At 64.2% G+C, this 24,622-nt stretch carries 18 protein-coding genes and 4 tRNA genes; 13 read left to right on the top strand and 9 right to left on the bottom strand.

Annotated features, from left to right (window positions below; all coding sequences use genetic code 11):
- The first annotated feature begins 1 nt into the window (after position 1).
- The 9 genes from CAY82_RS12580 to CAY82_RS12540 all read left to right on the top strand — a co-directional run bounded on the left by CAY82_RS12580 (position 2) and on the right by CAY82_RS12540 (position 9,524).
- A complete protein-coding gene (locus CAY82_RS12580; RefSeq protein ID WP_087501490.1) occupies positions 2–1,258 on the top strand; it encodes an aspartate aminotransferase family protein in 1,257 nt (418 codons plus the stop codon).
- A 9-nt stretch (positions 1,259–1,267) separates the two neighbouring features.
- On the top strand, positions 1,268–1,711 hold the full coding sequence (locus CAY82_RS12575) for a type II toxin-antitoxin system RatA family toxin (protein WP_087501489.1): 444 nt from the start codon (positions 1,268–1,270) through the stop codon (positions 1,709–1,711).
- Between the two features lie 4 nt (positions 1,712–1,715).
- Entirely contained in the window at positions 1,716–2,861 is a 1,146-nt protein-coding gene (locus tag CAY82_RS12570; protein WP_087501488.1) for an acyl-CoA dehydrogenase family protein, read from the top strand.
- Complete coding sequence (locus CAY82_RS12565) at positions 2,858–3,685, top strand: SDR family oxidoreductase (RefSeq protein WP_087501487.1); 828 nt, start codon at positions 2,858–2,860, stop codon at positions 3,683–3,685. The genes CAY82_RS12570 and CAY82_RS12565 overlap by 4 nt, the downstream gene beginning before the upstream one ends.
- 10 nt (positions 3,686–3,695) lie before the next feature.
- Entirely contained in the window at positions 3,696–4,667 is a 972-nt protein-coding gene (locus tag CAY82_RS12560; RefSeq protein ID WP_087501486.1) for a fatty acid desaturase, read from the top strand.
- 40 nt (positions 4,668–4,707) lie between these two features.
- Positions 4,708–5,502 (top strand): DUF3050 domain-containing protein, encoded by a 795-nt coding sequence (locus tag CAY82_RS12555; protein ID WP_087501485.1) that lies wholly within the window; start codon positions 4,708–4,710, stop codon positions 5,500–5,502.
- A gap of 73 nt (positions 5,503–5,575) precedes the next feature.
- On the top strand, positions 5,576–6,640 hold the full coding sequence (locus CAY82_RS12550; protein WP_087501484.1) for an HlyD family secretion protein: 1,065 nt from the start codon (positions 5,576–5,578) through the stop codon (positions 6,638–6,640).
- A complete protein-coding gene (locus tag CAY82_RS12545) occupies positions 6,637–8,208 on the top strand; it encodes a DHA2 family efflux MFS transporter permease subunit (RefSeq protein ID WP_087501483.1) in 1,572 nt (523 codons plus the stop codon). The genes CAY82_RS12550 and CAY82_RS12545 overlap by 4 nt, the downstream gene beginning before the upstream one ends.
- Positions 8,178–9,524 (top strand): TolC family outer membrane protein, encoded by a 1,347-nt coding sequence (locus tag CAY82_RS12540; RefSeq protein WP_087501482.1) that lies wholly within the window; start codon positions 8,178–8,180, stop codon positions 9,522–9,524. Before CAY82_RS12545 ends, CAY82_RS12540 begins: the two co-directional genes overlap by 31 nt.
- On the opposite strand, the gene pcaQ is transcribed toward CAY82_RS12540, so the two are convergent.
- The 4 genes from pcaQ to CAY82_RS12515 form a co-directional block, all read right to left on the bottom strand.
- Complete coding sequence (gene pcaQ, locus CAY82_RS12535) at positions 9,515–10,447, bottom strand: pca operon transcription factor PcaQ (protein WP_087501481.1); 933 nt, start codon at positions 10,445–10,447, stop codon at positions 9,515–9,517. The two genes, CAY82_RS12540 and pcaQ, sit on opposite strands and share 10 nt — an antisense overlap.
- 118 nt (positions 10,448–10,565) lie before the next feature.
- Positions 10,566–10,928, bottom strand: a complete 363-nt coding sequence (gene nirD, locus CAY82_RS12530; protein WP_087501480.1) for a nitrite reductase small subunit NirD — start codon at positions 10,926–10,928, stop codon at positions 10,566–10,568.
- A complete protein-coding gene (nirB, locus tag CAY82_RS12525) occupies positions 10,928–13,480 on the bottom strand; it encodes a nitrite reductase large subunit NirB (RefSeq protein ID WP_087501479.1) in 2,553 nt (850 codons plus the stop codon). Before nirB ends, nirD begins: the two co-directional genes overlap by 1 nt.
- A gap of 304 nt (positions 13,481–13,784) precedes the next feature.
- Entirely contained in the window at positions 13,785–17,633 is a 3,849-nt protein-coding gene (locus CAY82_RS12515) for a bifunctional nitrate reductase/sulfite reductase flavoprotein subunit alpha (RefSeq protein WP_087501477.1), read from the bottom strand.
- A gap of 467 nt (positions 17,634–18,100) precedes the next feature.
- Between CAY82_RS12515 and CAY82_RS12510 the strand changes: the two genes are divergently transcribed.
- Entirely contained in the window at positions 18,101–19,030 is a 930-nt protein-coding gene (locus CAY82_RS12510; protein ID WP_218190830.1) for a GyrI-like domain-containing protein, read from the top strand.
- An 82-nt stretch (positions 19,031–19,112) separates the two neighbouring features.
- Here the strand turns inward: CAY82_RS12510 and CAY82_RS12505 are convergent.
- The 4 genes from CAY82_RS12505 to CAY82_RS12490 form a co-directional block, all read right to left on the bottom strand.
- Positions 19,113–19,189: transfer RNA gene (locus CAY82_RS12505), tRNA-Asp, on the bottom strand.
- Positions 19,190–19,202: 13 nt separating this feature from the next.
- Positions 19,203–19,278 (bottom strand) — tRNA-Val (locus CAY82_RS12500).
- 170 nt (positions 19,279–19,448) lie between these two features.
- Positions 19,449–19,525, bottom strand: a tRNA-Asp gene (locus CAY82_RS12495).
- A 13-nt stretch (positions 19,526–19,538) separates the two neighbouring features.
- Positions 19,539–19,614: transfer RNA gene (locus CAY82_RS12490), tRNA-Val, on the bottom strand.
- 217 nt (positions 19,615–19,831) lie between these two features.
- Between CAY82_RS12490 and rdgC the strand changes: the two genes are divergently transcribed.
- Both rdgC and sugE read left to right on the top strand, forming a co-directional pair.
- The gene (gene rdgC, locus CAY82_RS12485) at positions 19,832–20,752 is read left to right on the top strand and encodes a recombination-associated protein RdgC (RefSeq protein WP_063911574.1); all 921 of its coding nucleotides are present in this window, start codon (positions 19,832–19,834) and stop codon (positions 20,750–20,752) included.
- A gap of 267 nt (positions 20,753–21,019) precedes the next feature.
- A complete protein-coding gene (sugE, locus tag CAY82_RS12480) occupies positions 21,020–21,337 on the top strand; it encodes a quaternary ammonium compound efflux SMR transporter SugE (protein ID WP_087501475.1) in 318 nt (105 codons plus the stop codon).
- A 9-nt stretch (positions 21,338–21,346) separates the two neighbouring features.
- Here sugE and CAY82_RS12475 read toward each other — a convergent pair whose 3' ends face one another.
- Positions 21,347–23,224: a 1-acyl-sn-glycerol-3-phosphate acyltransferase gene (locus CAY82_RS12475; protein WP_087501474.1), complete on the bottom strand. Its 1,878-nt coding sequence runs from the start codon at positions 23,222–23,224 to the stop codon at positions 21,347–21,349.
- A gap of 208 nt (positions 23,225–23,432) precedes the next feature.
- Here CAY82_RS12475 and CAY82_RS12470 point away from each other — a divergent pair, with 208 nt between their 5' ends.
- Positions 23,433–24,611, top strand: a complete 1,179-nt coding sequence (locus tag CAY82_RS12470) for an MFS transporter (RefSeq protein WP_087501610.1) — start codon at positions 23,433–23,435, stop codon at positions 24,609–24,611.
- Positions 24,612–24,622 lie beyond the last annotated feature (11 nt).

Genomic DNA, 24,622 nt, shown 5'->3' with positions numbered 1-24,622 from the left:
GATGAACAGCTTCATTCCCCTGCCCGAAGGGCTCGACGCCGAGCGCGTGCGCGCCCAGTACCGTGACCATGTCAATGCCGGCTATGCGCGCCTTGCGTCGATGATGAACCTGCCGATCGAAGTGGCTGGCGAAGGCGTCTACCTGTTCGACATGGACGGCAACCGCTACCTGGATGCCGGCGGCTACGGCGTGTTCCTGCTCGGGCATTCGCACCCACAGGTAGTCGAGAAGGTCAGCCAACAGCTGCACAGCCACCCGATGGCCAGCAAGCTGATGCTCAACCCGTTCCAGGCACAGGCCGCTGCAGCCCTGGCCGCGGTATGCCCGGCGCCCCTGCAGTATGTGTATTTCTGCAACTCCGGCACCGAAGCCACCGAGGCAGCACTGAAACTGGCCTGGCTCAACGGTTGCCAACAGGTGATCTCGACCCTGGGTGGATACCACGGCAAGACCCTTGGCGCGCTGGCGGTCACTGGCCGTGCACTGTATCGCTCACCGTTCGCCGACCGCCTGGGCGACAGCCATTTCGTGCCATTCGGTGATGTCGATGCGTTGCGCCTGCAGTTACAGGCGCAGCCCGAACGCGCCTGCGTGATCCTCGAGCCGGTGCAGGCCGAAGCCGGGGTAATAGTGCCTGCGGCCGGCTACCTGCAGCAGGTGCGCAAACTCTGCGACCAATACGGAGCGGTGCTGATTGCCGATGAAATCCAGTCTGGCATGGGCCGTACCGGCCGTTGGTGGGCCTGCGAGCACGAGGGCGTGGTACCGGACATCCTGCTGGTCGGCAAAAGCCTGTCCGGCGGCTGCGTGCCAGTCAGCGCCATGGTTTGCACGGCCGACATGCAGGCACCGCTCAATCGCAACCCGTTGATGCACACCTCCACCTTCGGCGCCAACCCGCTGGCCATGGCCGCGGTAATGGCGACATTGCAGGTGATGCAGCGCGAACAGCTGGTGGAGCGCGCCGAAGCCTTGGGGCAACGCCTGCGCCAGGGCCTGCAGAGCGTGCTGCGCCAACACCCGCGCGGCGGCCAGGTACAGCTGCGTAGTGCCGGCCTGTTGCTGGGCCTGGAGTTCGTCGATGCCGGGCTGGCGGCAAACATGGTCATGCACCTGATCGACCAACGCATCGTGGTCAACCACTCACTCAACGATCACCGGGTAATCCGCCTGACACCGCCCGCCCTGTACAGCGACAGCGACGTTGAATGGCTGCTCGGCGGTTTCGCCCGCGCCCTCGCAAGCACCTTTGAATAGGACACCGAAATGAAAGAAGTCAGCCTGAACGCCCATGTTCCCAGCCAGAGTGCCGAACAGGTCTACGCCGCCATCAGCAACTTCAGCATCTATCCGCAGCTGTGCGAGTCGGTGCGCAATATCGAGATCGAAGCGATCCATGAACACGAGGTGCTGAGCAACTGGGAGGTGAACTTCCACAGCGGCATTCTCAAATGGCAGGAACGTGACGTGTTCGACCCGGCCAACCTGCATATTCATTTCCGCCAGACCGCTGGCGACATCGACCACTTCTCCGGTTCCTGGCAAGTCAGCGAAACCGCCGAAGGCGCCAGCATTGCCTTCCGTTCCTGCTTCGACCTGGGCCTGCCGATGCTGGCCGACATGCTGGACCCGGTCGCCCGACAAGCGATCCGCGACAACATCAGCGCCATCATCCATGGCCTGTTCCCGAACAGCCAGATCAAGGATTGATGCCATGCCCTTGTCACTCCTGCACAACGCCAGGCAAACCCTGCAGCGCTTTGCCCCAGGTTTTGCCGACCTGCTGACGGAGCTGCCCTTCGAACAGCGCGAAGCCGCGGACAGCCCGGTGGTGGACTGGTTCAAGCATACCGGCCCGGTTGCCTTGCTGGTGCCAAAGGCTGGCGGTGGCCTGGGCGCCAGCGCACGCGAAGCGCTGCAGGTACAGCTTGCCCTCGGTGCGTTATCGCCCTCGCTAGCTGTGGCCAGCACCATGCACCAGTTTTCCGTGGCCAGCCTGGTCGCCGTTGCCGCCAATGGTGCAGGCGCCGAAGGCCTGCTGTTGTCGGCTATCGCCCGGCAACGTCTGCTGCTGGCTTCGGGCTTCGCCGAAGGCGTACCTGGTGGCGGCATCCTCGATGCCGGCATGGAAGCCGTGCAACTGGCCGACGGTGTACGCCTGAGCGGCAGCAAGCAACCGTGCAGCCTTAGCAGCTCGATGGACCTGCTGACCGCCAGCTACAGCCGCACCAGCGAGGACGGCGAGGAACTGATGATCGCGCTCATCCCCGCGACCGCCCCGGGCATCAGCCATCACCCATTCTGGGGCAACAGCGCCTTGGCCGCGGCGCAGAGCCTGGAACTTCGCCTGGAGGATGTCTACGTCAGCGACAAGATGATCTTCTCCGCCGGGCTGAAGTCGCAGTTGGGCGACGTGCAGACCATCGGTTTCATCTGGTTCGAGTTGCTGATCAGCGCCAGCTACCTGGGCGCCTGCATGGGCCTGGTGGAACGGGCGATCGACGAGCGCCGCTGGAGCGACCAGCAGCGCGTGCAGTTGGCCTGCCAACTGCAACTGTGCCTGAGCGCGCTGGAAGGCCTGGCGCACGAAGTGGAACACCTGCAAGGCAACGCCGATGACTTGCTGGCGCGCCTGCTGCTGACCCGCTACGGCATCGAGCAGCAACTGGCCAGCGCGTCCGACCTGGCCCACCAGATGCTCGGGGGCCTGGCCTTCATCCGCTCGAACCTGGGCTGCGACTGGCTGGCCAGTACCCGTGGCCTGCAGTTCCACCCTCCCGGGCGTTTCAGCATGACGGCCAACCTCGACCGCTACCTGCAAGGCGCCACCTTCAGCATTGCCAATGGAGTCACCCTGTGAAACTGCTCAACAAGATCGTCGTCATTACCGGCGCGGCACGCGGCCTTGGCCTGGAAACCGCGCGCAAGCTCAAGCGCCAAGGGGCAACCGTAATCGGCATTGACCGGCTCGAGCCGCACATGGCACTGAACTTCGATGCCTACTACCTGCTCGACCTGTGCGATCGCGAGCGTCTGGACGAAGCTGCCGCCTCGATCCTGGAGCGCTTCGGCGACATCGACATCCTGATCAACAATGCCGGGGTGCTGACCCTGGAACGGGGCGAAACAGGGGTGAACGATGACGTGCGCCGTGCCCTGGAAGTCAACCTGCTGGCGCCCTGGCAACTGACCTCGCGGTTCTTGCCGGCGCTGCTGCGCAAGCGTGGCAAGGTGGTCAACGTGTCTTCGCTGTTCGCCCTGGTCAACGCGCCCTACGTCGCCGCCTATGCCACCAGCAAGCGAGCCATGAGCGCCTATTCGGATGTGCTGCGCATGCAGTACCCCGGGCAGCTGGACGTGGTCACGGTGTTCCCCGGGTTCATCGATACCGCCATTCACGACCCGGCTGAACGGGTCGGTCTGTCGGTCAAGCGACTGGTCAGCTTCAAGCGCGGCGAGCGCGTGGTGCTGTCGCTGGAGGAAAAGCTCGATGACGCCAGCAATGGCCTGGTACGAGCCTGCACCCAGCATGGCCTGCGCAACCGCGGCCTGACCTTCCTCGGCAGCGTGGCCATGTACACCGCGCGTTGGCTGCCCAGCCTGGTCGATGCCTTCATCGGTTTGCGCCTGCGCAGCCTGAGCAAGGCCGGGCAGCTGTCGCTCAAACCCGAACTGATCGACTGAGGCCAGGCCGATGACGCAACTGGCACTGGACAAGCCCACGCTACGCCTGGAGCGCAGCCTGCTCAAGCCGTCGGCGTTGGAAACCACCTTGGTGGTCGGGTATGCGTTGCTGCTGTTCGCCGCACCGCTGGTTCTACTGGTGGCCATCCTCGACCAGGCACCACAGGCATGGCCGCTGGCTTTGCCGCTGCTGCTACTGGCGGGCTACGGCCTGTTCCTGCAGGGAATCCTGGGCCACGAAGGCTTCCACTTCAACCTCAGCGACAACCGCCTGTACAGCTGCCTGCTGGCGGTGCTGCTGAGCTCGATGCTCACGGGCTTCTGCGTCACTGGCTACTTCGTCGACCACTGGCAGCACCATCGCTACAACGGCAGCCCAAAGGACCCGGACTGGCGCCTGTTGCGGCGCTATCGCCTGGCAGTTACCCGGCTGCTGGTGTCGCGCCTGCATGCCACCGCCTGGTACCTGCTGCAAACCGTGCGCCTGGCCCTGCCCGGCGCCAAGGTAAGCGGCACGCTGCCACTGCCGGACCGGCAGATCCGCTTGCTGGCCAGAGCCAACCTGGCCTGTCAGCTGTTGTGGCCGGCATTGTGGCTGCTGCTGGCGGCAAAGTGGCCGTTGCTGCTGCCCGCCGTGGCGGGCTGCCTGCTGCTGGCTTTGTTGATTTCTGCCCTGAACGCCTACCAGGAGCATGCCTTCGAGGCCAGTGTCGCGCTGCCAGTGGCCCGCTCGCGTACCGCCGGCCTGAGCACCCTGTTGCACCTGGGTTCCAATTACCACCTGGAGCACCACCTGTATCCACGGGTGCCGTGCTGGCGCCTGCCGCGCCTGCACCGCCAACTGCTCGCCAGCGGTTGGTATGAAGGCCGCCAGGCGCTGATCGAACCGCGTTTCTTCGGAGCCTTGCGCTACTGCAAGGCACGTTTCCCCTATGCCGGCGCCTGGCAAACGATGCCACCGCCTGGTAGCCCCAGGCAGTGATTCACTGCCCGGTGAGCCCCCCACACTCAAGGAGCCGAGTATGTCTTTTGACGTAGATGAACTGATTGAAAACGAACGCCGCACCCTGCTGGCACACCCGCTGTTCGCCCGCATCAGCACCCTGGATGACGTACGCCTGCTGATGGAGAACCACGTCTTTGCCGTGTGGGATTTCATGACGCTGCTCAAGCGCATCCAGCGCGACCTTACCTGCGTCACCCTGCCCTGGCTGCCGCCCCGGCACATCATTGCCGCGCGACTGATCAACGAGATCGTAACCGGCGAGGAAACCGACGAACACCCTGACGGCGGCTTCATAAGCCACCTGGACCTGTACCTTAGCGCGATGGACGAAATTGGCGCCGACACCGGCCCGTTCCGTCAGTTCCAGGCGCTGCTGCAAGCGGGCGTGCCGCTGGCCCAGGCGTTGACCAATGTCGACATCCCGTTGCCGGCCAAGGTATTCGTCAGCAAAACCCTGGAGGTTGCCCTGCACGGCTCGACCGAGCAGGTGCTGGCGTACTTCTTCTTCGGTCGCGAAGACATCATCCCGGACATGTTCAGCGGCCTGTTGCAACGCTGGGCCATCGATGAAACCAGCGTGCCGATGCTCACCTACTACCTCAAGCGCCACATCGAAATGGACGGCGACGATCACGGTCCGGCGGCCAAACGCATCATCACCGAGATCGTCAACGAACCGGAGCAACAGCAGGTCCTGGCGAAAAGCGCCGCCGAAGCGCTGGTGGCCCGCACCGTGCTGTGGGATGGCGTGCTGGAGCAACTGCATCAGCGCGCTACCGCGCAGGCCACGTGTGTGGCAGCAACCAGCTGAGCATTACCCCTTGCCTGCGCCCACCGCAGGCAAGGGGTAATGGCCCACAACGACAAGGACGAGAGCGTGTGACATGGTGAAAGGCAAGTACGCCAAGTTGGCAGTATCGACGCTGGTCATCGCAGGCCTGGCAGTACTCGGGCTGCAACGCTGGCAATACGCGAGGCAGTACGTCAGCACCGACAACGCCGAGGTGGAAGGCGTGATCATCCCCATTCGGGCCCGGCTGAGCGGCGTGGTAGTACAGGTGCCTGTGCACGAGAACACGCGGGTGAACAAAGGCGACCTGCTGTTCCAGGTGCGCGAGGATGAATACCAGCAGCGGCTTGAACAAGCCCGGGCCAATTACCTGGGCGCGCTGGTGGCCACCGGGCAAGGCGGCATGCCCGGCCTTATGGACAGCCAGGTGCGTAGTGCAGCAGCGCGCAGCCAGGCAGCACAGGCCACCATCGGCCAGCTGGTGGCCAATGTCGAGCAAGCCCGCAGCGACTACCAACGCACGCAACGCCTGGCAAACCAGGGGGTGGTCAGCACCCAGGACCTGGAAGCTGCGCGGGCCCGCTTCAACGCCCTGAACCACCAGTTGCAGGCAGCCCGCGACAACTCCACGGCAGCCCGCGAAGGTACCTTGGCCAACCAGGCGGCGCTGAAGGTTGAAGAGTACCGGATCAAGGCCGCTGAATCAGCACTGGCACTGGCCCGCATTGAACTGCAGGACACCCGGCAGGCATCCCCACAGGGTGGGGTGATCGTGCACAAGGATGTGCAACCCGGACAATTCGTGGTCGCCGGGCAAAAGCTGTTGAGCCTGGTCAGCACCGAGCACATATGGGTGGTGGCCAACTTCAAGGAAACCCAGATCAGCCGGGTTCGCGTCGGCCAACCGGCACGCATCAGCGTCGATGCCTTTCCCGGGCAGCAGTTCGAGGGCGTGGTGCATAGCCTGGTGCCGGCCACTGGCGCCCGCTTCTCGCTGCTACCGCAGGAAAACGCCACTGGCAACTTCACCAAGGTAGTGCAGCGCATCCAGGCGCGCATCGAGTTCCGCCAGTTGCCAACCGCCATGCAACAGGCGCTTAGCCAGGGCATGAGCGTGTTCGTCGAGGTAGATACCCGCGACAGCGGGCAGCCACTATGAAGTCTCCCTGGCTGGTGGCCGTGACAGTCACCCTGATCTCGATGATGGAGCTGCTCGACGTCACCATCGTCAACGTCGCTATCCCTAGCATGATGGGCAGTTTCGGCGCGTCGGTGGACGAAATTTCCTGGGTCTCGACCGGCTATATCGTCGCCAACGTGGTGATCCTGCCTGCCAGCGGTTGGCTGTCGGCCTGGTTTGGCCGACGCCGCTACTACCTGGTGTCGTCGGCGCTGTTCGTGCTGGCCTCGCTCGGTTGCGCGCTGTCGCAGGAGCTGTGGCAGATGGTGCTGTGGCGGGTGGTGCAGGGCCTGGCCGGAGGCGGTTTGCTGGGTATCTCGCAGGCGATCATCTACGACGTGTTCCCCAAGGAAAAGGTCAGCGCCGGCCTGGCCTTGTACGGCGTCGGGGTGATGATGGGACCAACCCTTGGCCCGTCGGTGGGCGGTTACCTGATCGACGAGTTCTCCTGGCACTGGATCTTCCTGATCAACCTGCCGATCGGTGCGCTGGCCCTGCTGCTGGCCTGGCTGTGTGTGGGCGATTCGCCCAACGAACGACGCCCGCAAAGTATCGACTACCTGGGCTTCGTGCTGCTCGCAATCGGCGTCGGCAGCTTGCAGATCCTGCTGGAGCGCGGCGAGCACTGGGACTGGCTGGAGTCAGACCTGAGCCTGCTGTGCCTGGCGCTGGCGCTGCTTGGCCTGATGGGGTTCTGCTACTGGGAGCGACGGGTGGCCAACCCGATCGTCAACCTGGCGCTATTCAACAACCGCGAGTTCCTGCTGGGCTCGGTCTGCGCCTTCTGCGTCGGTTTTGGCCTGTACAGCACACTGTTCATGGTGCCCCTGCTGCTGCAGACGCTGCTCGAACAAAGCGCCTACCAGAGTGGCCTGGTGATCTTCCCCGGCGCCTTGGCCAGTGCGGTCAGCACCTTGGTGATCGGCAAGCTGTCGCAAGAAAACCGCATCGATGAACGCTACTTCATTTGTGTGGGCATCCTGGTCTACGGCTACGCCATGTACCTGCATACCCAGTTCACCCTGCAAAGCAACCCCGACACCCTGTACTGGCCACTGATCATCCGTGGCTTCGGCCTGGGCATGATCTTCGTGCCACTGACCAACCTGGCCATGCGCCAACTGCCAGCGCAGCTGATTTCGATGGGCTCCGGCGTGCTCAACCTGATGCGCCAGTTGGGTGGCAGCGTGGGCATCGCCATCGCCGCCACCCTGCTCACGCGCTTCTCCTGGGCGCGTTATCGGCAGCTTTCCGAGCATGTCGACGAAAACCGCCTGCTCGCCAGCGGCTGGGACCTGGCCAACCTCGACCCGCGACGGCTCTCCACCGACCTGCTCGGTGCCGACCAGGCCAACGCCGTGCTGGCCTTCATCCAGGCCCGGGAGCAGGCACAGATGCTCGGCTTCAGCATGCTCTTCGGCCTGCTCGGTGCGGTGATGCTGATCGGCGTGCCCATGGTGCTGCTGATGCGCAACCCCCGCCAACCCAAGCCCTCACTTGCAAAGGAGTCCGTGACGTGTTCGGACAAAGCACACGAACCCGCCTAGCCGTGCTGGGCCTGGCGCTGGCTTGCGCCAGCTCGGTCCAGGCCCGCGACCTGTACCAGACCTACCAGCAGGCCCTGGGGCATGACATGGCCTACGCCGCCGCCCAGCAACGCCAGCAGGCAGCTGCACAAAAGGCCCCACAGGGGCTGGCCAAGCTACTGCCGCACCTGTCCCTGGAAAGCGGCGCGGCCTGGGTCGACCGCGAGAACAGCGGCGCTGCCAACCGCAAACGCGACAACTCCAATGCCTATGCGCTGGTATTGATCCAGCCCCTGCTGCGCTGGCAGGACGTCATCGGCCATGAACAAGGCAAGGCCCTGGCCACGGCCGGTGAAATCGACCTGCTCGCTGCGCGCCAGGACCTGATGCTGCGCGTGGCCGACGCCTACTTCGAACTGTTGCTGGCCGAAGACCAGTTGGCCACCAGTCGCCAGCAGGTGCACACCCTGGGCCAGCAACTGGACAAGGCGCAGCGCTTCCGCCGCGAGGGATCGGGCACCGAGAACGAGGTGCAGCGCATCCAGGCCCGTTACGACCTGGCGCAGGCCGAGCAGATTGCCGCCGACAATGCCTTGCGCCTCAACCAGCAGGCGCTGGCCAGGCTGACCGGCAGTACGCCGGGCGAGCTGGCCAGGCTTGATGACCAGGTGGCGTTCAGTGGCCCGCAACCGGCCCGCCTGGATGCCTGGACCGACCAGGCCCGCCAGCACAACCTGAAGGTGCAGGCGGCCGAAGTACGCCAGCTGATCGCTGAACAGGAAGTGGACAAACAACAGGCCGGCCATCTGCCAACCCTCGACCTGGTGGCCGCGCATGGCCGCTTTGCTTCGGTCGGTGGCAGCCTCTACGACGTGACCGTACCCGAGGAGAAGTACACCCAGACGGTGGTTGGCGTGCAGCTTAGCGTGCCCCTGTATGCCGGTGGCGGCACCCAAAGCCGTACCCGTGAGGCCCGCGCCCTGCAAGGCGCCGCCGAGAATGAGCTGGAAGATGCACGGCGTGAGGCGGACTTCATGGCCCGCCAGGCCTACCTCAACCTGACCGGCGGGATCAGCCAGTACCAGGCCCTGCAACAGGCCTTGCGCTCCAGCCAGAGTGACCTGCGCATTACCACGCATGCCTTCGAGGCTGGCGCACGGATCAGCAGCGATGTACTGGATGCCGAGCAGCAGTTGACTCGCACCCGCCTGCAACTGGCCCGTCAGCGCTATGCCATCCTGCAGGCGCAGTTACGCCTGATGGCAGCCAGCGGCAGCCTGAGCGACGACAATCTCAAGGCCCTCAGTGCCCTGTTGACGGAGCGGGTTCAAGGGTAGGCCCCCTCGCGATACTGCCCTGCCACCTCGCGCAGCACTTCGCACACCCACTGCCCCGGCAGGCTCTGCGGCAAGGCGGCATTGCGGCAGATGCCGACCGAACCGCCGGGTTCGCGCACGCCCAGGTCGAGCTCCACCAACTCGCCGTGGCGCAGGTCGAGCAGCACCGCATCGCGCGGCGCCACCCACAGCGCATCACTGCCCAGCAGGTAGCGTCGGCTCAGGGCCAGTGACAGGGTTTCCAGGCGCTGCGCCGGCATCTGGATGCCGCATTGCACGAACAGGCTGTCGGCATGTTGGCGGATGGTGGTGCCGGCTGGCGGCAGCACCAGCGGGTAACGCCCCACCTGCCCCCGTTCGACTGGTGTGCTGGCCAGCAGCGGGTGACCCGGGCGCACCACCAGGCTCATCGACTCGCTGTACAGGTGCTCGAACGACAGGCCCTGAATCTGAGGGCTGTCGGTCATGCGCCCGACCACCAGCTCCAGTTCGCCCAGGCGCAACTGGCCGAGCAGTTGCGCGCTGACCCCGGTCACCACACTGATCACCAGCGCCTCATGCCGCTGGTGCAGTCGGCACAACACTTCGGGCATAAGCAGGCCTTCGACCGTGGACAGCACACCGATGCGCACCTGCGACGGCGCCCGCGCCTCGCCACGCAGGCTGCTGACCCCATCGCGCAGGGCCTGCACGCTAGGCCCGGCATAACGCATGAAACGCGTCCCGGCCGGGGTCAGCTCGACGCCCTGGCGGCTACGCGCGAACAGGCGCGTTTCCAGCAGGTCTTCTAGTTCCTTGAGGGTCTTGGAGATGGCCGGCTGGCTGATTGCCAGGATGTCGGCAGCCCTGGCCAGGCTGCCCTGCCGGGCAATCTCCAGGAAACACAGCAGGTGGCGGTACTTGATGCGGGTGTCGAGGTTCATGGGCTCAAGCTTACCGCATGCCCGCTCCCACAGGTAATGCACAGGTCTGGAGAACTGTGGAGATCCCTGTGGGAGCGGGTTCACCCGCGAAAGGGCCGGTGCAGGCAACTGATGAGCATCAGGCCACAGCCAACTCCACCGCCTCCCCGTTCAAGCGCACCGGCCACACCCGCAGGCGCTGCCCGCTATCTTCCAGACATTCCCCGCTCTGCAGGCTGAAGTGCTGCTTGTACAACGGCGCCGCCACCACCAGCTCGCCCTGCACACTGCCCACCAGCCCGCGGCCGATGATGTTGGCGCCGGACCGCGGGTCGCGGTTGTCCACCGCGTACAGCGGCTGTGCCTGCCCCGGCAGGTAGAACAGCGCCACCTGGGCCCCGTCGAACCACACCACCACCCCCGAATCCGCCACCAGGTCATCCACCCGGCACACCACCTGCCAGTTCGCTTGGGTTTTCACAGCAGCATTGGACAGGTTCATCAGACAGCCTCCTCGACGGTTGGGATCAGGTGCAGCGGCGCAGCGGGCCGGCGCTGTTCGCGTTCGCGCACGAAGTGCACGTCCGGGTCGGCACGGTGGTCGTTGACGAATGTACGGAAGCGCTTGAGCTTCTCGGGGTCGTTGAGGGCGTTGGCCCACTCGCATTCATACTGGTCGACCACATGCTGCATCTGCGCTTCCAGCTCGCTGGCCAGGCCCAGGCTGTCGCCGATGACCACCTGCTTCAGATAATCCAGCCCACCCTCCAGGTTCTCGCGCCACACCGAAGTGCGCTGCAGCTTGTCGGCGGTGCGGATGTAGAACATCAGCAGGCGATCGATCAGGCGAACCAGGGTTTCGTCGTCGAGGTCGGTGGCGAACAGTTCGGCGTGCCGCGGGCGCATGCCGCCGTTGCCGCATACGTACAGGTTCCAGCCCTTGTCGGTGGCGATCACGCCGATGTCCTTGCTCTGTGCCTCGGCGCATTCGCGGGTGCAGCCAGACACGGCGAACTTGAGCTTGTGCGGGCTGCGCAGGCCTTTGTAGCGGTCTTCCAGGCGCAGGGCCATGCCAACGCTGTCCTGCACGCCGTAACGGCACCAGGTGCTGCCGACGCACGACTTCACCGTGCGGGTCGACTTGCCATAGGCATGCCCGGTTTCAAAGCCGGCTTCGATCAGCTCGCCCCAGATCAGCGGCAGCTCGTGCAACTGAGCGCCAAACAGGTCGATGCGCTGGCCGCCGGTGATCTTGGTGTACAGGTCGTACTTCTTCGCCACCTGGCCGATCACGATGAGCTTGTCGGGGGTGATTTCACCACCGGGGATGCGCGGCACCACCGAGTAGGTACCGTTCTTCTGCATGTTGGCCATGAAGGTGTCGTTGGTGTCCTGCAGCGGCACCAGTGCCGGCTCCATGATCGGCTGGTTCCAGCACGAAGCAAGGATACTGCCCACCGCAGGCTTGCAGATGTCGCAGCCAACGTGGCCCTTGCCGTGGCGCTCGAGCAGTTCGTTGAAAGTGCGGATGCCCTCCACCCGTACCAGCCCGTACAGCTCCTGGCGGGTGTATGCGAAGTGCTCGCACAGGCTCTTGTCCACCGCCACGCCACGGGCTGTCAGCTCGTGCTCGAACACCTGCTTGAGCAGGGCCGCGCAACCACCACAACCGGTGGCTGCCTTGGTGCAGCCCTTGACTGCGGCAAGGTCGCCGCAGCCGCTGTCGATGGCGGCGCAGACTGCACCCTTGCTGACGTTGTGGCAGGAGCAGATGGTCGCACTGTCGGGCAGCGCATCGGCGCCCAGAGCCGGTGCGCCGCCACCTTGCGGCAGGATCAGCACCGCCGGGTCGGCCGGCAGGGCGATGCCGTTCTGGGCGTACTGCAGCAGGGTGTCGTAGTAGCTGTTGTCGCCGACCAGCACCGCACCGAGCACGTGCTTGCCGCTGGCATCCACCACCAGCCGGCGGTAGGCACTGTTGGCTTCGTCGATGAAGCGGTAGCTGCGTGCGCCCGGAGTGACGCCATGGGCATCGCCGATGGAGCCAACATCCACGCCCAGCAATTTGAGCTTGGTCGACATGTCGGCACCGGTGAATTCACCAGCGGCCTCCCCCATCAGCAGCGCCGCCAGGTTACGCGCCATGCTGTAGCCCGGGGCGACCAGGCCGAACACGCTACCGTTCCACGAGGCGCACTCACCGATGGCGAAAATGCGTGGGTCGCTGCTGCGGCAGTGGTTGTCGATCACCACCCCGCCACGCGCGGCTATCTCCAGGCCACAGGCGCGGCCCAAGGCATCTTGCGGGCGAATACCCGCGGAGAACACGACCAGGTCGGTTTCCAGATGCTCACCGCCATCGAAGTTCATACGGTAGCGGTAGTCTTCACCCGCACTGATCGACTGGGTGGCACGCGACAGATGTACACCAACGCCCAGCGCTTCGATCTGTGCCTTGAGCGCGGCGCCGCCCTCGCCGTCCAGCTGCACCGGCATCAGCCGTGGGGCGAATTCCACCACGTGGGCTTCCAGGCCCAGCGACTTGAGAGCGTTGGCCGCTTCCAGGCCAAGCAGGCCACCGCCCACTACCACGCCACGGCGGGCACTGGCTGCGGCAACGCGGATGGCGTCGAGGTCGTCGAGGGTGCGGTAGACCAGGCGGGCATTGCCGCTGGAACCTTCGATCGGGGGCACGAAGGGGTAGGAACCGGTGGCCAGCACCAGGTGGTCATAGCCGTAGCGGCCCTCGGCGGTGACCACTTCGCCGCGCTCACGGTCGACTTCCAGCACCGCTTCACCGAGATGTAGGTGAACACCGTTGGCGCCGTAGAAGTCCTGCCCGCACAGGGCCAGGGTTTCGGCACAGCTGCCGCCGAAGTACTCGGACAGATGCACGCGGTCGTAGGCGCGTTGGCGCTCTTCGCCGAACACGTGCACCTCAAAGCGCTGCAGCGCGCCGCGGCTGATGAGTTGTTCGACGCAATGGTGGCCGACCATGCCGTTGCCGACAATGACCAGTCGCTCTCGTTGCCCGCTGCTCGCTGTTGCCTTCATAAGCCGATCCTCGATCAAAAAAAAAGCGCCTGGAGCCGAAGCTCCAGGCGCCTTTGCCTGTATTCATCACGGTAGGGGGCCCGGGTTGATCGCCGTTGATCAGTGGGCTTTGTTGTAACTGGGGTAAAGCAGGGAGTGTGCCAACTGGATTGCCCTGTGCCGGCCTCTTCGCGGGTAAACCCGCTCCCACAGGGATCTGCGCAATTTTCAGACCTGTGCAGTTCTTGTGGGAGCGGGTTTACCCGCGAAGGGGCCGGCACAGCCATGCACATTCCCGGTGCATTCATCACCATCCTGGAGCACTTCAGTACACATCCCGCCGATACCGCTTGGCCCTGCCCAGCGCTTCGACATAAGCCGCAGCCGCCGCTGCATCCAGGCCGCCATGCTCGGCCACGATCGCCCGCAACGCCGCATCCACATCCCTTGCCATGCGCTGCGCATCGCCACACACATAGAAGTACGCCCCCGCCTCCAGCCATTGCCACAACTGCGCGCCCTGTTCGAGCATGCGCTGCTGCACATAGACCTTCTCGGCCTGGTCGCGCGAGAACGCTGTGTCCAGGCGCAAATGCCCTGCCGCCTGCCAGGCCTGCAGCTGCTCCTGGTAATAGAAATCGGTGGCCGCGTACTGCTCGCCGAAGAACAGCCAGTTAGCCCCTTTCGCCCCACGTGCCTCTCGCTCTTCGAGGAAGGCCCTGAACGGCGCAATGCCGGTGCCGGGGCCGACCATGATCACCGGCACGCTGTCGTCCTCGGGCAGGCGAAAGTGTTTCGACACCTGCGGGAAGATGGCCACCTTCAGCGCCTGCGCACGGTCGGCAAGGAAGCTTGAACACACACCTTTGCGCGCGCCATAGCGCACCGTGGAAACGGTCAGGTGCACCTGCTCCGGGTGCGCCAGCGAGCTGGAGCTGATCGAATAGAGGCGCGGCTGCAACGGTTTGAGCAGGGCCAGCCAGCTGGCCAGCGGCAACTGCTGGGGGAAGGCGCGCAACACATCGACCAGTTGCCGGCCCCACAACCAGTCCTGCAGCTCGGCCTTGCACTCGGGCTGCACCAGGCGCTGCAGGTCCGGGGCATTACCGGCGAAGGCCTGCAACTGCTGCGCGGTGACCTTGGCAATCTCCAGGTGCGCTTGCAGGGCTTCAGTCAGCGGCATGGCGGGCTGGCCTTTCAGCTCGACCATGGTCTGGCTATCGAGCTGCATCAGCGCCAGCAGTTCGTCGACCAGCTGCGGGCAGTTGCGCGGCCACACGCCCAAGGCATCGCCCGCGGCATAGGTGAAGCCGCTGCCGCTCAGGTCGAACACCAGTTGACGGGTTTCCTTGCTGGCACCCGGGCCGTTGAGCAGGCGGTTTTCCAGCAAGGTGGCAGCCCAGGGTTGCTGCTTGCTGTAAGCCGCCGCGGGCGCAGGCTCGGTGACCGGTTGCGGTGCAGCGGCACTGCCCAGCGTAGGCAACAGCGTATCGAGCCAGGCGGCGAAGGCGTCGTCGAAGTCCGGCTCGCAGTCCACCCGTTGCAGCAGGCGCCGCCCACCCAGTTCGGCCAGACGTTGGTCAAGCTTGCGGCCAAAGCCGCAGAACTGGTTGTAACTGGAATCGCCGAGGGCCAGTACGGCATAGCGCAGTTCGGCGCAGTGGGCGCCCTCCTCCCCCTGCAAGGCGTGCCAGAACGCCGCCGCGCTGTCGGGCGCATCGCCATCGCCAAAGGTGCTGGCGATCAGCACCACGCTGGCGGCGCCCTGCAACTGACGCGGGCTGACCGCGTCCATGCAACTGAGCTGCACATCGAGGCCGGCACCACGCAGGCGCTCGGCACAGCGTTCGGCCAGCAACTCACCGTTGCCGGTCTGCGAGGCCCACAATACCTGGTGCCGTGGCGCCGCCAGCGCAGCATCGGGCAGTACCGGGGCTGGCAGGGTGTCCAGGCCAAGCAGACGGGACAGGGCGGCGGTCGGCGGAATGGCAGTGTTCAGATCAAGGGCTTCGATCCGCTCGCCTGCAACCCGCTCCAGGGTCACGGCACAGTGCTTGAACGCCGGCTGCAGCGACAGCGGGTCGACCGCATCGCAGGTCACGGCGTTGATCGCCAGCTGCTCGCCGACCAGGTCGTTCCAGTGAAACGGGGCAAAGCAGTTGCCCGGCATGACCCGGTCGCTGATTCGCACGGGCAGCACGGCCTGCCCACGGCGGGAGCGGATGGCCACCTGGTCCTTTTCGGCGATGCCCAGACGGGCGGCATCGTCGCGGTGGATCTCCACGAAGGGGCCAGGCTCCAGCTTGTTCAGCGCCGGCACCTTGCCGGTCTTGGTCAGGGTGTGCCACTGGTGCTGTACGCGGCCGGTATTGAGCACCATGGGGTAATCGGCGTCCGGCTGCTCCGCTGCCGGCAACCAAGGCCGGGCGAAAAAACGGGCCTTGCCGCTGGCGGTCGGGAAGGCCAACGCCGGGCACTCGCCCTGGGCATCGTGCAGCAGCGCCTGGCTGCTGCCGTCGTTGCAATATCGCAGCGGGCTGCGCGGGTTGTCGCGGCCCGGGGCGCAGGGCCACTGGCGCGGCTGTTCGCGCAGTTCGGCATAGCCGATGCCACGCAGATCGTAGCCGGTCACCGGGTTGTGGAAGCGGCGGAGCTCCTCGTACACCGCTTCGGCATCGGGGTAATCGAAGGCGTCGGCGTAGCCCATGGCGCAGGCGACCCGGGCGATGATCTGCCAATCAGGCAGGCTCTGCCCGGGTGGTTCGACAGCGCGTGGCATCAGGGTGAGGTTGCGCTCGCTGTTGATCATCACACCCTCGCCTTCGGCCCACAGCGCGGCCGGCAGGAGGATGTCGGCGTAGCGGTTGGTCTCGGTGTCGAGGAAGGCATCCTGGGTAATCACCAACTCGGCCTGGCGCAGGCCATCGATCACTTGCTGACGGTTGGCGACGCTGGCCACCGGGTTGCTGCAGATAACCCAGCAGGCCTTCACTTCGCCACTTTTCATCTGCTCGAACAGCGCCACCGTACCCTCGCCGCCTTCGCTGCGCAGGCTGCCCGGTGCCAGTTGCCACTGCTGCTCGACGAAGGCACGGTCTTGCGCTACCAGCGCCGAGCGCTGGCCTGGCAGGCCTGGGCCCATGTAGCCCATCTCGCGGCCACCCATGGCATTGGGCTGGCCGGTCAGCGAGAACGGCCCGCTGCCGGGGCGGCAGATGGCGCCCGTGGCCAGGTGCAGATTGCAGATCGCATTCGTGTGCCAGGTGCCATGGATGCTCTGGTTCAGGCCCATGGTCCAGCAACTCATCCAGTTGCTGGCGCTGCCGATCCACTCAGCGGCCCGGATGATGTCGGACTCGGCCAGCCCGGTGATGGCGGCCACGCGTTCAGGGGTGTAGTCGTCGAGGAAAGCCGGTAGTTCGTCCCAGCCTTCTGTGTGGCGGGCGATGAAGTCGGGGTTGGTGTGGCCGTTACGCTGCAACAGGTACAGCAGGCCGTTGAGCAAGGCCATGTCGCTACCGGGACGCACTTGCAGGAACAGGTCGGCCTTATCGGCGGTGGCGCTGCGCCGCGGGTCGACGACGATAAGCTTGGCGCCCGCCCTCACCCGGTCGAGCAGGCGCAGGAACAGGATCGGGTGACAGTCGGCCATGTTGGCACCGATCACCAGGAATACGTCGGCGTGCTCGAAATCCTGGTAGCTGCCGGGTGGCCCGTCGGCACCGAGCGACAACTTGTAGCCGCTGCCGGCGCTGGCCATGCACAGGCGCGAATTGGACTCGATGTGGCGAGTGCGGATAAAGCCCTTGGCCAGCTTGTTGGCCAGGTACTGGGCCTCCAGCGAAAGTTGCCCGGAAACGTACAGCGCCACGGCGTCCGGGCCGTACTGGTCGATGATGCCGAGCAAGCGGCTGGCGGCAGCGGCGATGGCCTGGTCGATACCGGTACGCACTGGCTGCTCGCTGCGCTGCTGGCGCACATAGGCATCTTCCATGCGTCCGGCGGCGGTCAGCGGCAGGTGTGCGGTGAGGCCTTTGGTGCACAGGCGGCCAAAGTTGCTGGGGTGCAGCTTGTCGCCGCCGATCTTGCCGACCTTGCCATCGGCAACGCTCATGACGATGCCGCAACCGACGCCGCAGTAGGGGCAGACGCTGCGCACTTCGCTGTTGGTCATGGGCGGGCTCCTGTGGGAAACGCAAAAAGGCGCCGGCTGCCTGGCTTGCTTTGCAAGCGGGGCAACACGGCGCCGTTGTCGTGAGATGCGTGGGCTGTCGACGTTGATAGCCCTTGATGCAGGTGATACAGCAATTTATGGGCCAGCTGTGCCGCTCTTTCGCGGGCATGCCCGCTCCCACAGGGATATCGCAAAGCCGGAGAGCGGTGCTGCACCTATGGTAGCGGACTTGCCCGCGAAGAGGCCGGCACAGGCAGTGCACCATGCAATGGCACACGCGGGCACTCTGGCGCCATGCTGGAGCACATTCGCTATCATGGCAGCGGGAAGACTGGCATTTTCAATGCTGGAAGAGGTTTACTCAGCTCACACTACTGAGCCACTGCTTTTTGATCTGAGAATATTGTCTCCGCATTATGACGACCGAACCTGCCGCTCAGGCATCCCGCGCTGAGTACACACGACGCATGAATCGTGTACTCAACTATATCGATGCTCACCTGGAGCAACCGTTGGATGGCGCGGAATTAGCCGAAATTGCCAATTTTTCGCGCTTTCATTTTCACCGGATTTTCGCTGCATGGATGGGCGAGACCCTGGGCAACTACATCCGGCGCAGACGGCTGGAGAAAGCAGCACTCCGTCTTTCCTGCGGCAGCTACGAAACAGTGCTGGAGACCGCCCTGGCTACTGGCTTCAATTCGGGTGAGGCATTCGCGCGGGCCTTCAAACTCAAGTTTGGCTGTACGCCATCGGACTGGCGGGCCAACACTCCCCACCGAGCGGCAGCACTGGTGGCCGCCATCGGGCAGCACCCCGCTGAGGGAGAGAGCAATCCTGGTCAGGCCTTCAGCAATATGAATCAGACACACGAGACTGCGTTCGGTGATTCTGTCGTCTCTTATCGGTCGGCAAAGGATACCGCCATGAATGTTCGCATCATCGACTTACCTAGAACGCGAGTCGCATACCAGCGTTTGATCGGTCCCTACGGCCCCGCGATCGGCGAATTCTGGCGCGGCACAATGGCGCCATGGATGCACTCACACGGCTTCAGCGAAGGAGCTTGCTTCGGAATCGGTTATGACGATCCGTCCATCACGCCAGCCAACAAGTGCCGCTATGATGCTTGCGTTGAGGTACCAGCCGATTTTGTCACCAGCGGTCAGGCAGACATTCAGACCCTGCCGGGTGGTCGCTATGCGGTTTCGAGCTTCAAAGGGAAGGTGGAGAACATAGCTGACGCCTGGACGCGGCTGATCCGCGAGTGGATACCGTCCAACGGCCTGCAATGTGACGACCGGCCGTGTTTTGAGAGGTTTTATGCAGCGACGGCATTCAATCCTCAAACGGGTGAGTTCAGCTGCGATATCTGCATTCCCGTAAAGGCCCTGTAGTACAAGCAGAAACAAAAAAAGCGACCCTAAGGTCGCTTTTTTCGTAACTTCCGGGTGTTCAGTAGGCCCTGGAAGTGAAATATGGCGCAGCGGACGGGACTCGAACCCGCGACCCCCGGCGTGACAGGCCGGTATTCTAACCGACTGAACTACCGCTGCGCTAAACATCGAGTGGTGGGTGATGACGGGATCGAACCGCCGACCCTCTGCTTGTAAGGCAGATGCTCTCCCGGCTGAGCTAATCACCCATGTCTCTCGGTGTGGCGCGCATTCTACGGGCGACTTGGCGCTCTGGCAAGCACTTATCCAACTTTTTGCAAATTTCGGCAAACCACCAAATCGCAGGCACAAAAAAAGCGACCCTAAGGTCGCTTTCTTTGTAACTTCCGGGTGTTCAGTAGGCCCTGGAAGTGAAATATGGCGCAGCGGACGGGACTCGAACCCGCGACCCCCGGCGTGACAGGCCGGTATTCTAACCGACTGAACTACCGCTGCGCTAAACATCGAGTGGTGGGTGATGACGGGATCGAACCGCCGACCCTCTGCTTGTAAGGCAGATGCTCTCCCGGCTGAGCTAATCACCCTTCGTCTCGGTGTGGCGCGCATTCTACGGGCGGCCCCGTATCCTGGCAAGCACTTTTTAAACTTTTTTCAAAAAAAAACTCATGCCTTTCAAAGACCTAGCGTTGCTACGCGCATCTTTACGTCCAGCAACCGCTACTGGCACTCCGACAGGGTTGGCCTGAGAGCACCGCTCGGAGAATAATGCGCGCCTTATGCATTAAGGAGAGATTGCCCCTCATGTGGTTCAAGAACCTGCTGACCTACCGCCTGACCCAGGAAGTCCCGTTCGAGCCTGAAGCGCTGGAAGCGGCCCTGGCCAGCAAGCCGGCCCGCCCCTGCGCCAGCCAGGAGCTGACCACCTATGGTTTCGTCGCGCCGTTCGGCAAGGGCGAAGACGCTCCCCTGGTGCATGTCAGCGGCGAGTACCTGCTGATTGCCGCGCGCAAGGAAGAACGCATACTGCCCAGCAGCGTGGTCAACGACGCAGTGAAGGAAAAGGTCGAAGAGATCGAGACCGAGCAGATGCGCAAGGTCTATAAAAAGGAACGCGACCAGATCAAGGACGAGATCATCCAGGCCTTCCTGCCGCGCGCGTTCATCCGCCGCTCGATGATCTTCGCCGCCATCGCCCCGCGCCTGGGCATGATCCTGGTCAACTCGGCCAGCGCCAAGCGTGCCGAAGACCTGCTGTCTACCCTGCGTGAAGTGATGGGCTCGCTGCCGGTGCGCCCGGCCACCGTGAAAATCGCACCGGTTGCCACCATGACCGAATGGGTCAAGTCGCAAGAGGCTGCCGAAGGCTTCTATGTGCTGGACGAGTGCGAACTGCGCGACACCGCCGAAGATGGCGGCATCGTGCGCTGCAAGCGCCAGGACCTGACCGGCGAGGAAATCCAGCTGCACCTGAGCACTGGCAAGGTGGTCACCCAGCTGGCCTTGGCCTGGCAGGACAAGCTGTCGTTCATCCTGGATGACAAGATGGTGATCAAGCGCCTGAAGTTCGAAGAGCTGCTGCAGGAGCAGGCCGAGCAGGACGGTGGCGATGAGGCTGCCCAGCAGTTCGATGCCAGCTTCCAGTTGATGATGATGACCTTTGCCGAATTCCTGCCGGTGCTGTTCGAGGCGCTGGGTGGCGAGGAGATTCCGCAAGGGGTCTGATGTGTTTTGAAATGCCGGTGCTGGCCTTGAAGTGATTTTTTGGCAGTGCCGGCCCTTTCGCGGGTGAACCCGCTCCCACAGGTACTGCACAGGCATGAAAATTGTGGAGATTCCTGTGGGAGCGGGTTTACCCGCGAAGAGGCCCGCACAAGCTTGCCCAGAGGGCTGCATATGTGCACCATGGCACCCACTGTGAGGACGACCTCACGACGCACCGCGTGACCACTCCGGGGACGGCCCCATCATTTACAACGATGGAGACGTACCATGTCCTGGGTCATCCTGTTTTTCGCCGGCCTGTTCGAAGTCGGCTGGGCCGTCGGCCTGAAATACACCGACGGTTTCAGCAAGCCACTGCCCACCGTACTCACCGTCGCCGCCATGGCCATCAGCCTGGGCCTGCTGGGCCTGGCCATGAAAGAGCTGCCGCTGGGCACCGCCTATGCCATCTGGACCGGAGTCGGCGCCGTCGGCACGGTGATCGCCGGCATCATCCTGTTCGGTGAGTCCATGGCCTTGGTACGCCTGGCCAGCGTGGCGCTGATCGTTACCGGCCTGGTCGGCCTGAAAGTCAGCGCCAGCTAACCCCCTCCCCTAGCGCAGGTTGCCGCGCAAGCGGCTGACCTGCTCACGCAACGCCTCTGGCTGCGCCGCCTCTACCGGGATGGCGGCGCCCGCCACGATGGTCACCCGCGACCACAGGCGCTTGAAAAAGCCCTTGGCCGGGTCACGGCTGAAGAAGCTGCCCCACAACCCCTGCAAGGCCAATGGAATTACCGGCACCGGGGTTTCTTCGAGTATGCGGTTGACGCCACCCTTGAACACATCGATTTCGCCGTCCCCGGTCAGCTTGCCTTCGGGGAAGATGCACACCAGCTCGCCATCGGCCAGATACTCGGCAATGCGCGCGAATGCACGTTCGTAGATGGCCATGTCTTCGTTGCGCCCGGCAATCGGGATGGCGCCTGCGGTGCGGAACACGAAGTTGAGCACCGGTAGGTTGTAGATCTTGTAGTACATGACGAAGCGAATCGGCCGGCGGATCGCCCCGCCCAGCAGCAGCGCATCGACGAACGACACGTGATTGCACACCAGCAGTGCCGCGCCTTCGTCGGGGATACGCTCGAGGTCGCGATGCTGCACGCGGTACATAGAATGGCTGAGCAGCCAGATCAGGAAGCGCATGGTGAACTCGGGCACGATCCTGAAGATATAGGCATTGACCGCGATGTTGAGCAGCGACACCACCAGGAACAGCTGCGGGATGCTCAGCTCGGCCAGACCCAGCAGGATGATGGTGAGCACTGCCGACACCACCATGAACAGGGCATTGAGAATGTTGTTGGCAGCGATCACCCGGGCGCGCTGGTCTTCGGCCGTGCGAGCCTGGATCAGTGCATACAGCGGCACGATATAGAAGCCGCCGAACACCCCAAGGCCGACGATCGACAGCAGGATCCACCAGGCCTGGCCCATGCCCAACAGCGCCAGCCAATCGTGTGGCGCCGCCGCAGCCGGCACATCGCCGGAGTGCCACCACCACAGCAGGCCGAACAGGCTCAGGCCGAACGAGCCAAACGGCACCAGGCCGATTTCCACCTTGCGCCCGCTCAGCCGCTCGCACAGCAGCGAACCCAGGGCGATCCCCACCGAGAACAAGGTCAAAACCAGGGTCACCACCGTGCCATCACCGTGCAGCCAGTCCTTGGCGTAGGCCGGAATCTGCGTGAGGTAGATGGCACCGACGAACCAGAACCACGAGTTGCCTACGATCGAGCGCGACACCGCCGGCGGCTGCCCCAGGCCCATGCGCAGGATCGCCCACGACTGCCTGAAGATGTTCCAGTCCAGCGGCATTTGCGGTGAGGCGGCAGCGGCCCGTGGGATCCAGCGGCTGGCCAGATAGCCCAGCACGGCGGTACCGACCACGCCGCCGGCCACCACGGCGGCATAGCTGTCGGCCGACATCATCACCCCGGCGCCGATAGTGCCGGCGAGAATGGCCAGGAAGGTACCGGTTTCCACCAGTCCGTTACCGCCGACCAGTTCTTCCTCGCGCAGGGCCTGCGGCAGGATCGAGTACTTCACCGGGCCGAACAGCGCCGAGTGGGTACCCATGCCGAACAGCGCCACCAGCATCAGAGCCAGGTGGTTGGTGATGAAGCCGAGCGCACCGACCGCCATGATCACGATCTCGGCCAGCTTGATCGCCCGGATCAGCGCGTCCTTGGCGAACTTCTCGCCAAACTGCCCGCCCAGCGCCGAAAACAGGAAGAACGGCAGGATGAACAGCAGGGCGCACAGGTTGACCCAGATCGAACGGTCACCGTCGCCCAGGCTGAGCTTGAACAGGATCGCCAGGATCAGCGACTGCTTGAACAGGTTGTCGTTGAAGGCACCCAGCGACTGGGTGATGAAAAACGGCAGGAAACGCCGCTTGCCGAGCAAGGTGAATTGCGAGGAGTGACTCATCGTCCTTGGTCCTGAGGGCTTTTCAATTGGAGGCGCGCCGGGCGCGACAAGCCACAAATCTGCATGGGAAATGCGCTGGCTGGCAAGCGCTCAAGGATTTTGGAGGCCTGTACCGGCCCTTTCGCGGGCGCGCCCGCGAAAGGCCTGCGCAGCAGGCCTCTATTGGCATATGCTGGCCCCGGCAAAACAGAACAACAAGGATGTGGTCATGCTCGCCGCTATAAAACGCTACCCGCACACCGTACGCCTGCTGCTTACCACCACCTTCACCCTCACTGTCGCACGCGCTCTTACCCTGCCCTACCTGGTGGTGTACCTGGCCGACAACTTCCAGCTGCCGATCAGCCAGATCGGCCTGCTGATCGGTGGCGCGCTGATCATCGCCTCGCTGCTGAGCCTGTATGGCGGTCACCTGGTGGATACCTTGCGCAACCACACACTGGTCAGCGCCAGCACCCTGCTGTTTGCCCTGGCTTTCGTCGGCGCGGTCGTAAGCCGCTCGGCGCTGCTGTTCTTCCTCTGCCTGGTGCTGATCAACCTGGCCCTGGCAGTGGTCGACATCGCCGCCAAGGCAGGCTTCTGCGCCTTGCTGCCGGTGGAGGAACGGGCCGAAGTGTTCGCCATCAAGTATACCCTCAGCAACGTCGGCTACGCCGCTGGCCCGCTGCTGGGTGTGGTCATGCTGGAGCTGAACGACCATATGCCGTTCATCGCCTCTGCCCTGCTCGGCCTCGGTATGTGCCTGGCCTACTGGCGCCTGGGTGACCGCAGCCTGCAGGCCAGTGCGCCGGACACGCCCGGGGCCGGCTTTGGCCAGGTGGCGCTGGGGCTGGCCCGTGACCGGCGGCTGGTATGCTTCACCCTGGGCGGGGTGCTTAGCGCAGTGGTGTTCGGCCAGTTCACCGCCTACCTGTCGCAGTACCTGGTGGTGACCAGCAGCCCGGCCGAGGCAGCGCGCCTGGTCGGTTACCTGGTCACCACCAACGCGGTGACGGTGATCGCCCTGCAGTACCTGATCGGCCGGCGCATCAGCCGCCAGCGCCTGATGCCCTGGCTGCTGGCCGGCATGGGCCTGTTCATCGCCGGGCTGCTGGGCTTTGCCATGGCCGGTTCGGCACTGGCGTGGTGCCTGGCGATGCTGGTGTTCACCCTGGGCGAGATCATCGTGATCCCGGCCGAGTACATGTTCATCGACCTGATTGCGCCGGAGCACTTGCGTGGGGTGTATTACGGTGCGCAGAACCTGTCCAACCTCGGTGCAGCGCTGGGGCCGGTATTGGTTGGGTTTGCCCTTGTGCATCTGTGGCCGGGGGCGATCTTCTACCTGCTGGTGTTGTCGGTGATACTGGCGGGGGTGTTTTATTGGCTGGGTACCCGTAAAGGATGATGCCTGCTCTG

The sequence above is a fragment of the Pseudomonas sp. SID14000 genome, assembly GCF_002165135.1.
GTDB lineage: Bacteria > Pseudomonadota > Gammaproteobacteria > Pseudomonadales > Pseudomonadaceae > Aquipseudomonas.
Note: the sequence above shows the minus strand (reverse complement) of the source record. Positions and strands in the feature narration are given on the sequence as shown.

What these genes read in the sequence shown, in the direction of transcription:
- CAY82_RS12580 (WP_087501490.1), top strand. Translation starts at nt 2, where the DNA reads ATGAACAGCTTCATTCCCCTGCCCGAAGGGCTCGACGCCGAGCGCGTG.
- CAY82_RS12575 (WP_087501489.1), top strand. Translation starts at nt 1,268, where the DNA reads ATGAAAGAAGTCAGCCTGAACGCCCATGTTCCCAGCCAGAGTGCCGAA.
- CAY82_RS12570 (WP_087501488.1), top strand. Translation starts at nt 1,716, where the DNA reads ATGCCCTTGTCACTCCTGCACAACGCCAGGCAAACCCTGCAGCGCTTT.
- CAY82_RS12560 (WP_087501486.1), top strand. Translation starts at nt 3,696, where the DNA reads ATGACGCAACTGGCACTGGACAAGCCCACGCTACGCCTGGAGCGCAGC.
- CAY82_RS12555 (WP_087501485.1), top strand. Translation starts at nt 4,708, where the DNA reads ATGTCTTTTGACGTAGATGAACTGATTGAAAACGAACGCCGCACCCTG.
- CAY82_RS12550 (WP_087501484.1), top strand. Translation starts at nt 5,576, where the DNA reads ATGGTGAAAGGCAAGTACGCCAAGTTGGCAGTATCGACGCTGGTCATC.
- CAY82_RS12545 (WP_087501483.1), top strand. Translation starts at nt 6,637, where the DNA reads ATGAAGTCTCCCTGGCTGGTGGCCGTGACAGTCACCCTGATCTCGATG.
- pcaQ (WP_087501481.1), bottom strand. Translation starts at nt 10,447, where the DNA reads ATGAACCTCGACACCCGCATCAAGTACCGCCACCTGCTGTGTTTCCTG.
- nirD (WP_087501480.1), bottom strand. Translation starts at nt 10,928, where the DNA reads ATGAACCTGTCCAATGCTGCTGTGAAAACCCAAGCGAACTGGCAGGTG.
- nirB (WP_087501479.1), bottom strand. Translation starts at nt 13,480, where the DNA reads ATGAAGGCAACAGCGAGCAGCGGGCAACGAGAGCGACTGGTCATTGTC.
- CAY82_RS12515 (WP_087501477.1), bottom strand. Translation starts at nt 17,633, where the DNA reads ATGACCAACAGCGAAGTGCGCAGCGTCTGCCCCTACTGCGGCGTCGGT.
- CAY82_RS12510 (WP_218190830.1), top strand. Translation starts at nt 18,101, where the DNA reads ATGAATCGTGTACTCAACTATATCGATGCTCACCTGGAGCAACCGTTG.
- rdgC (WP_063911574.1), top strand. Translation starts at nt 19,832, where the DNA reads ATGTGGTTCAAGAACCTGCTGACCTACCGCCTGACCCAGGAAGTCCCG.
- sugE (WP_087501475.1), top strand. Translation starts at nt 21,020, where the DNA reads ATGTCCTGGGTCATCCTGTTTTTCGCCGGCCTGTTCGAAGTCGGCTGG.
- CAY82_RS12475 (WP_087501474.1), bottom strand. Translation starts at nt 23,224, where the DNA reads ATGAGTCACTCCTCGCAATTCACCTTGCTCGGCAAGCGGCGTTTCCTG.
- CAY82_RS12470 (WP_087501610.1), top strand. Translation starts at nt 23,433, where the DNA reads ATGCTCGCCGCTATAAAACGCTACCCGCACACCGTACGCCTGCTGCTT.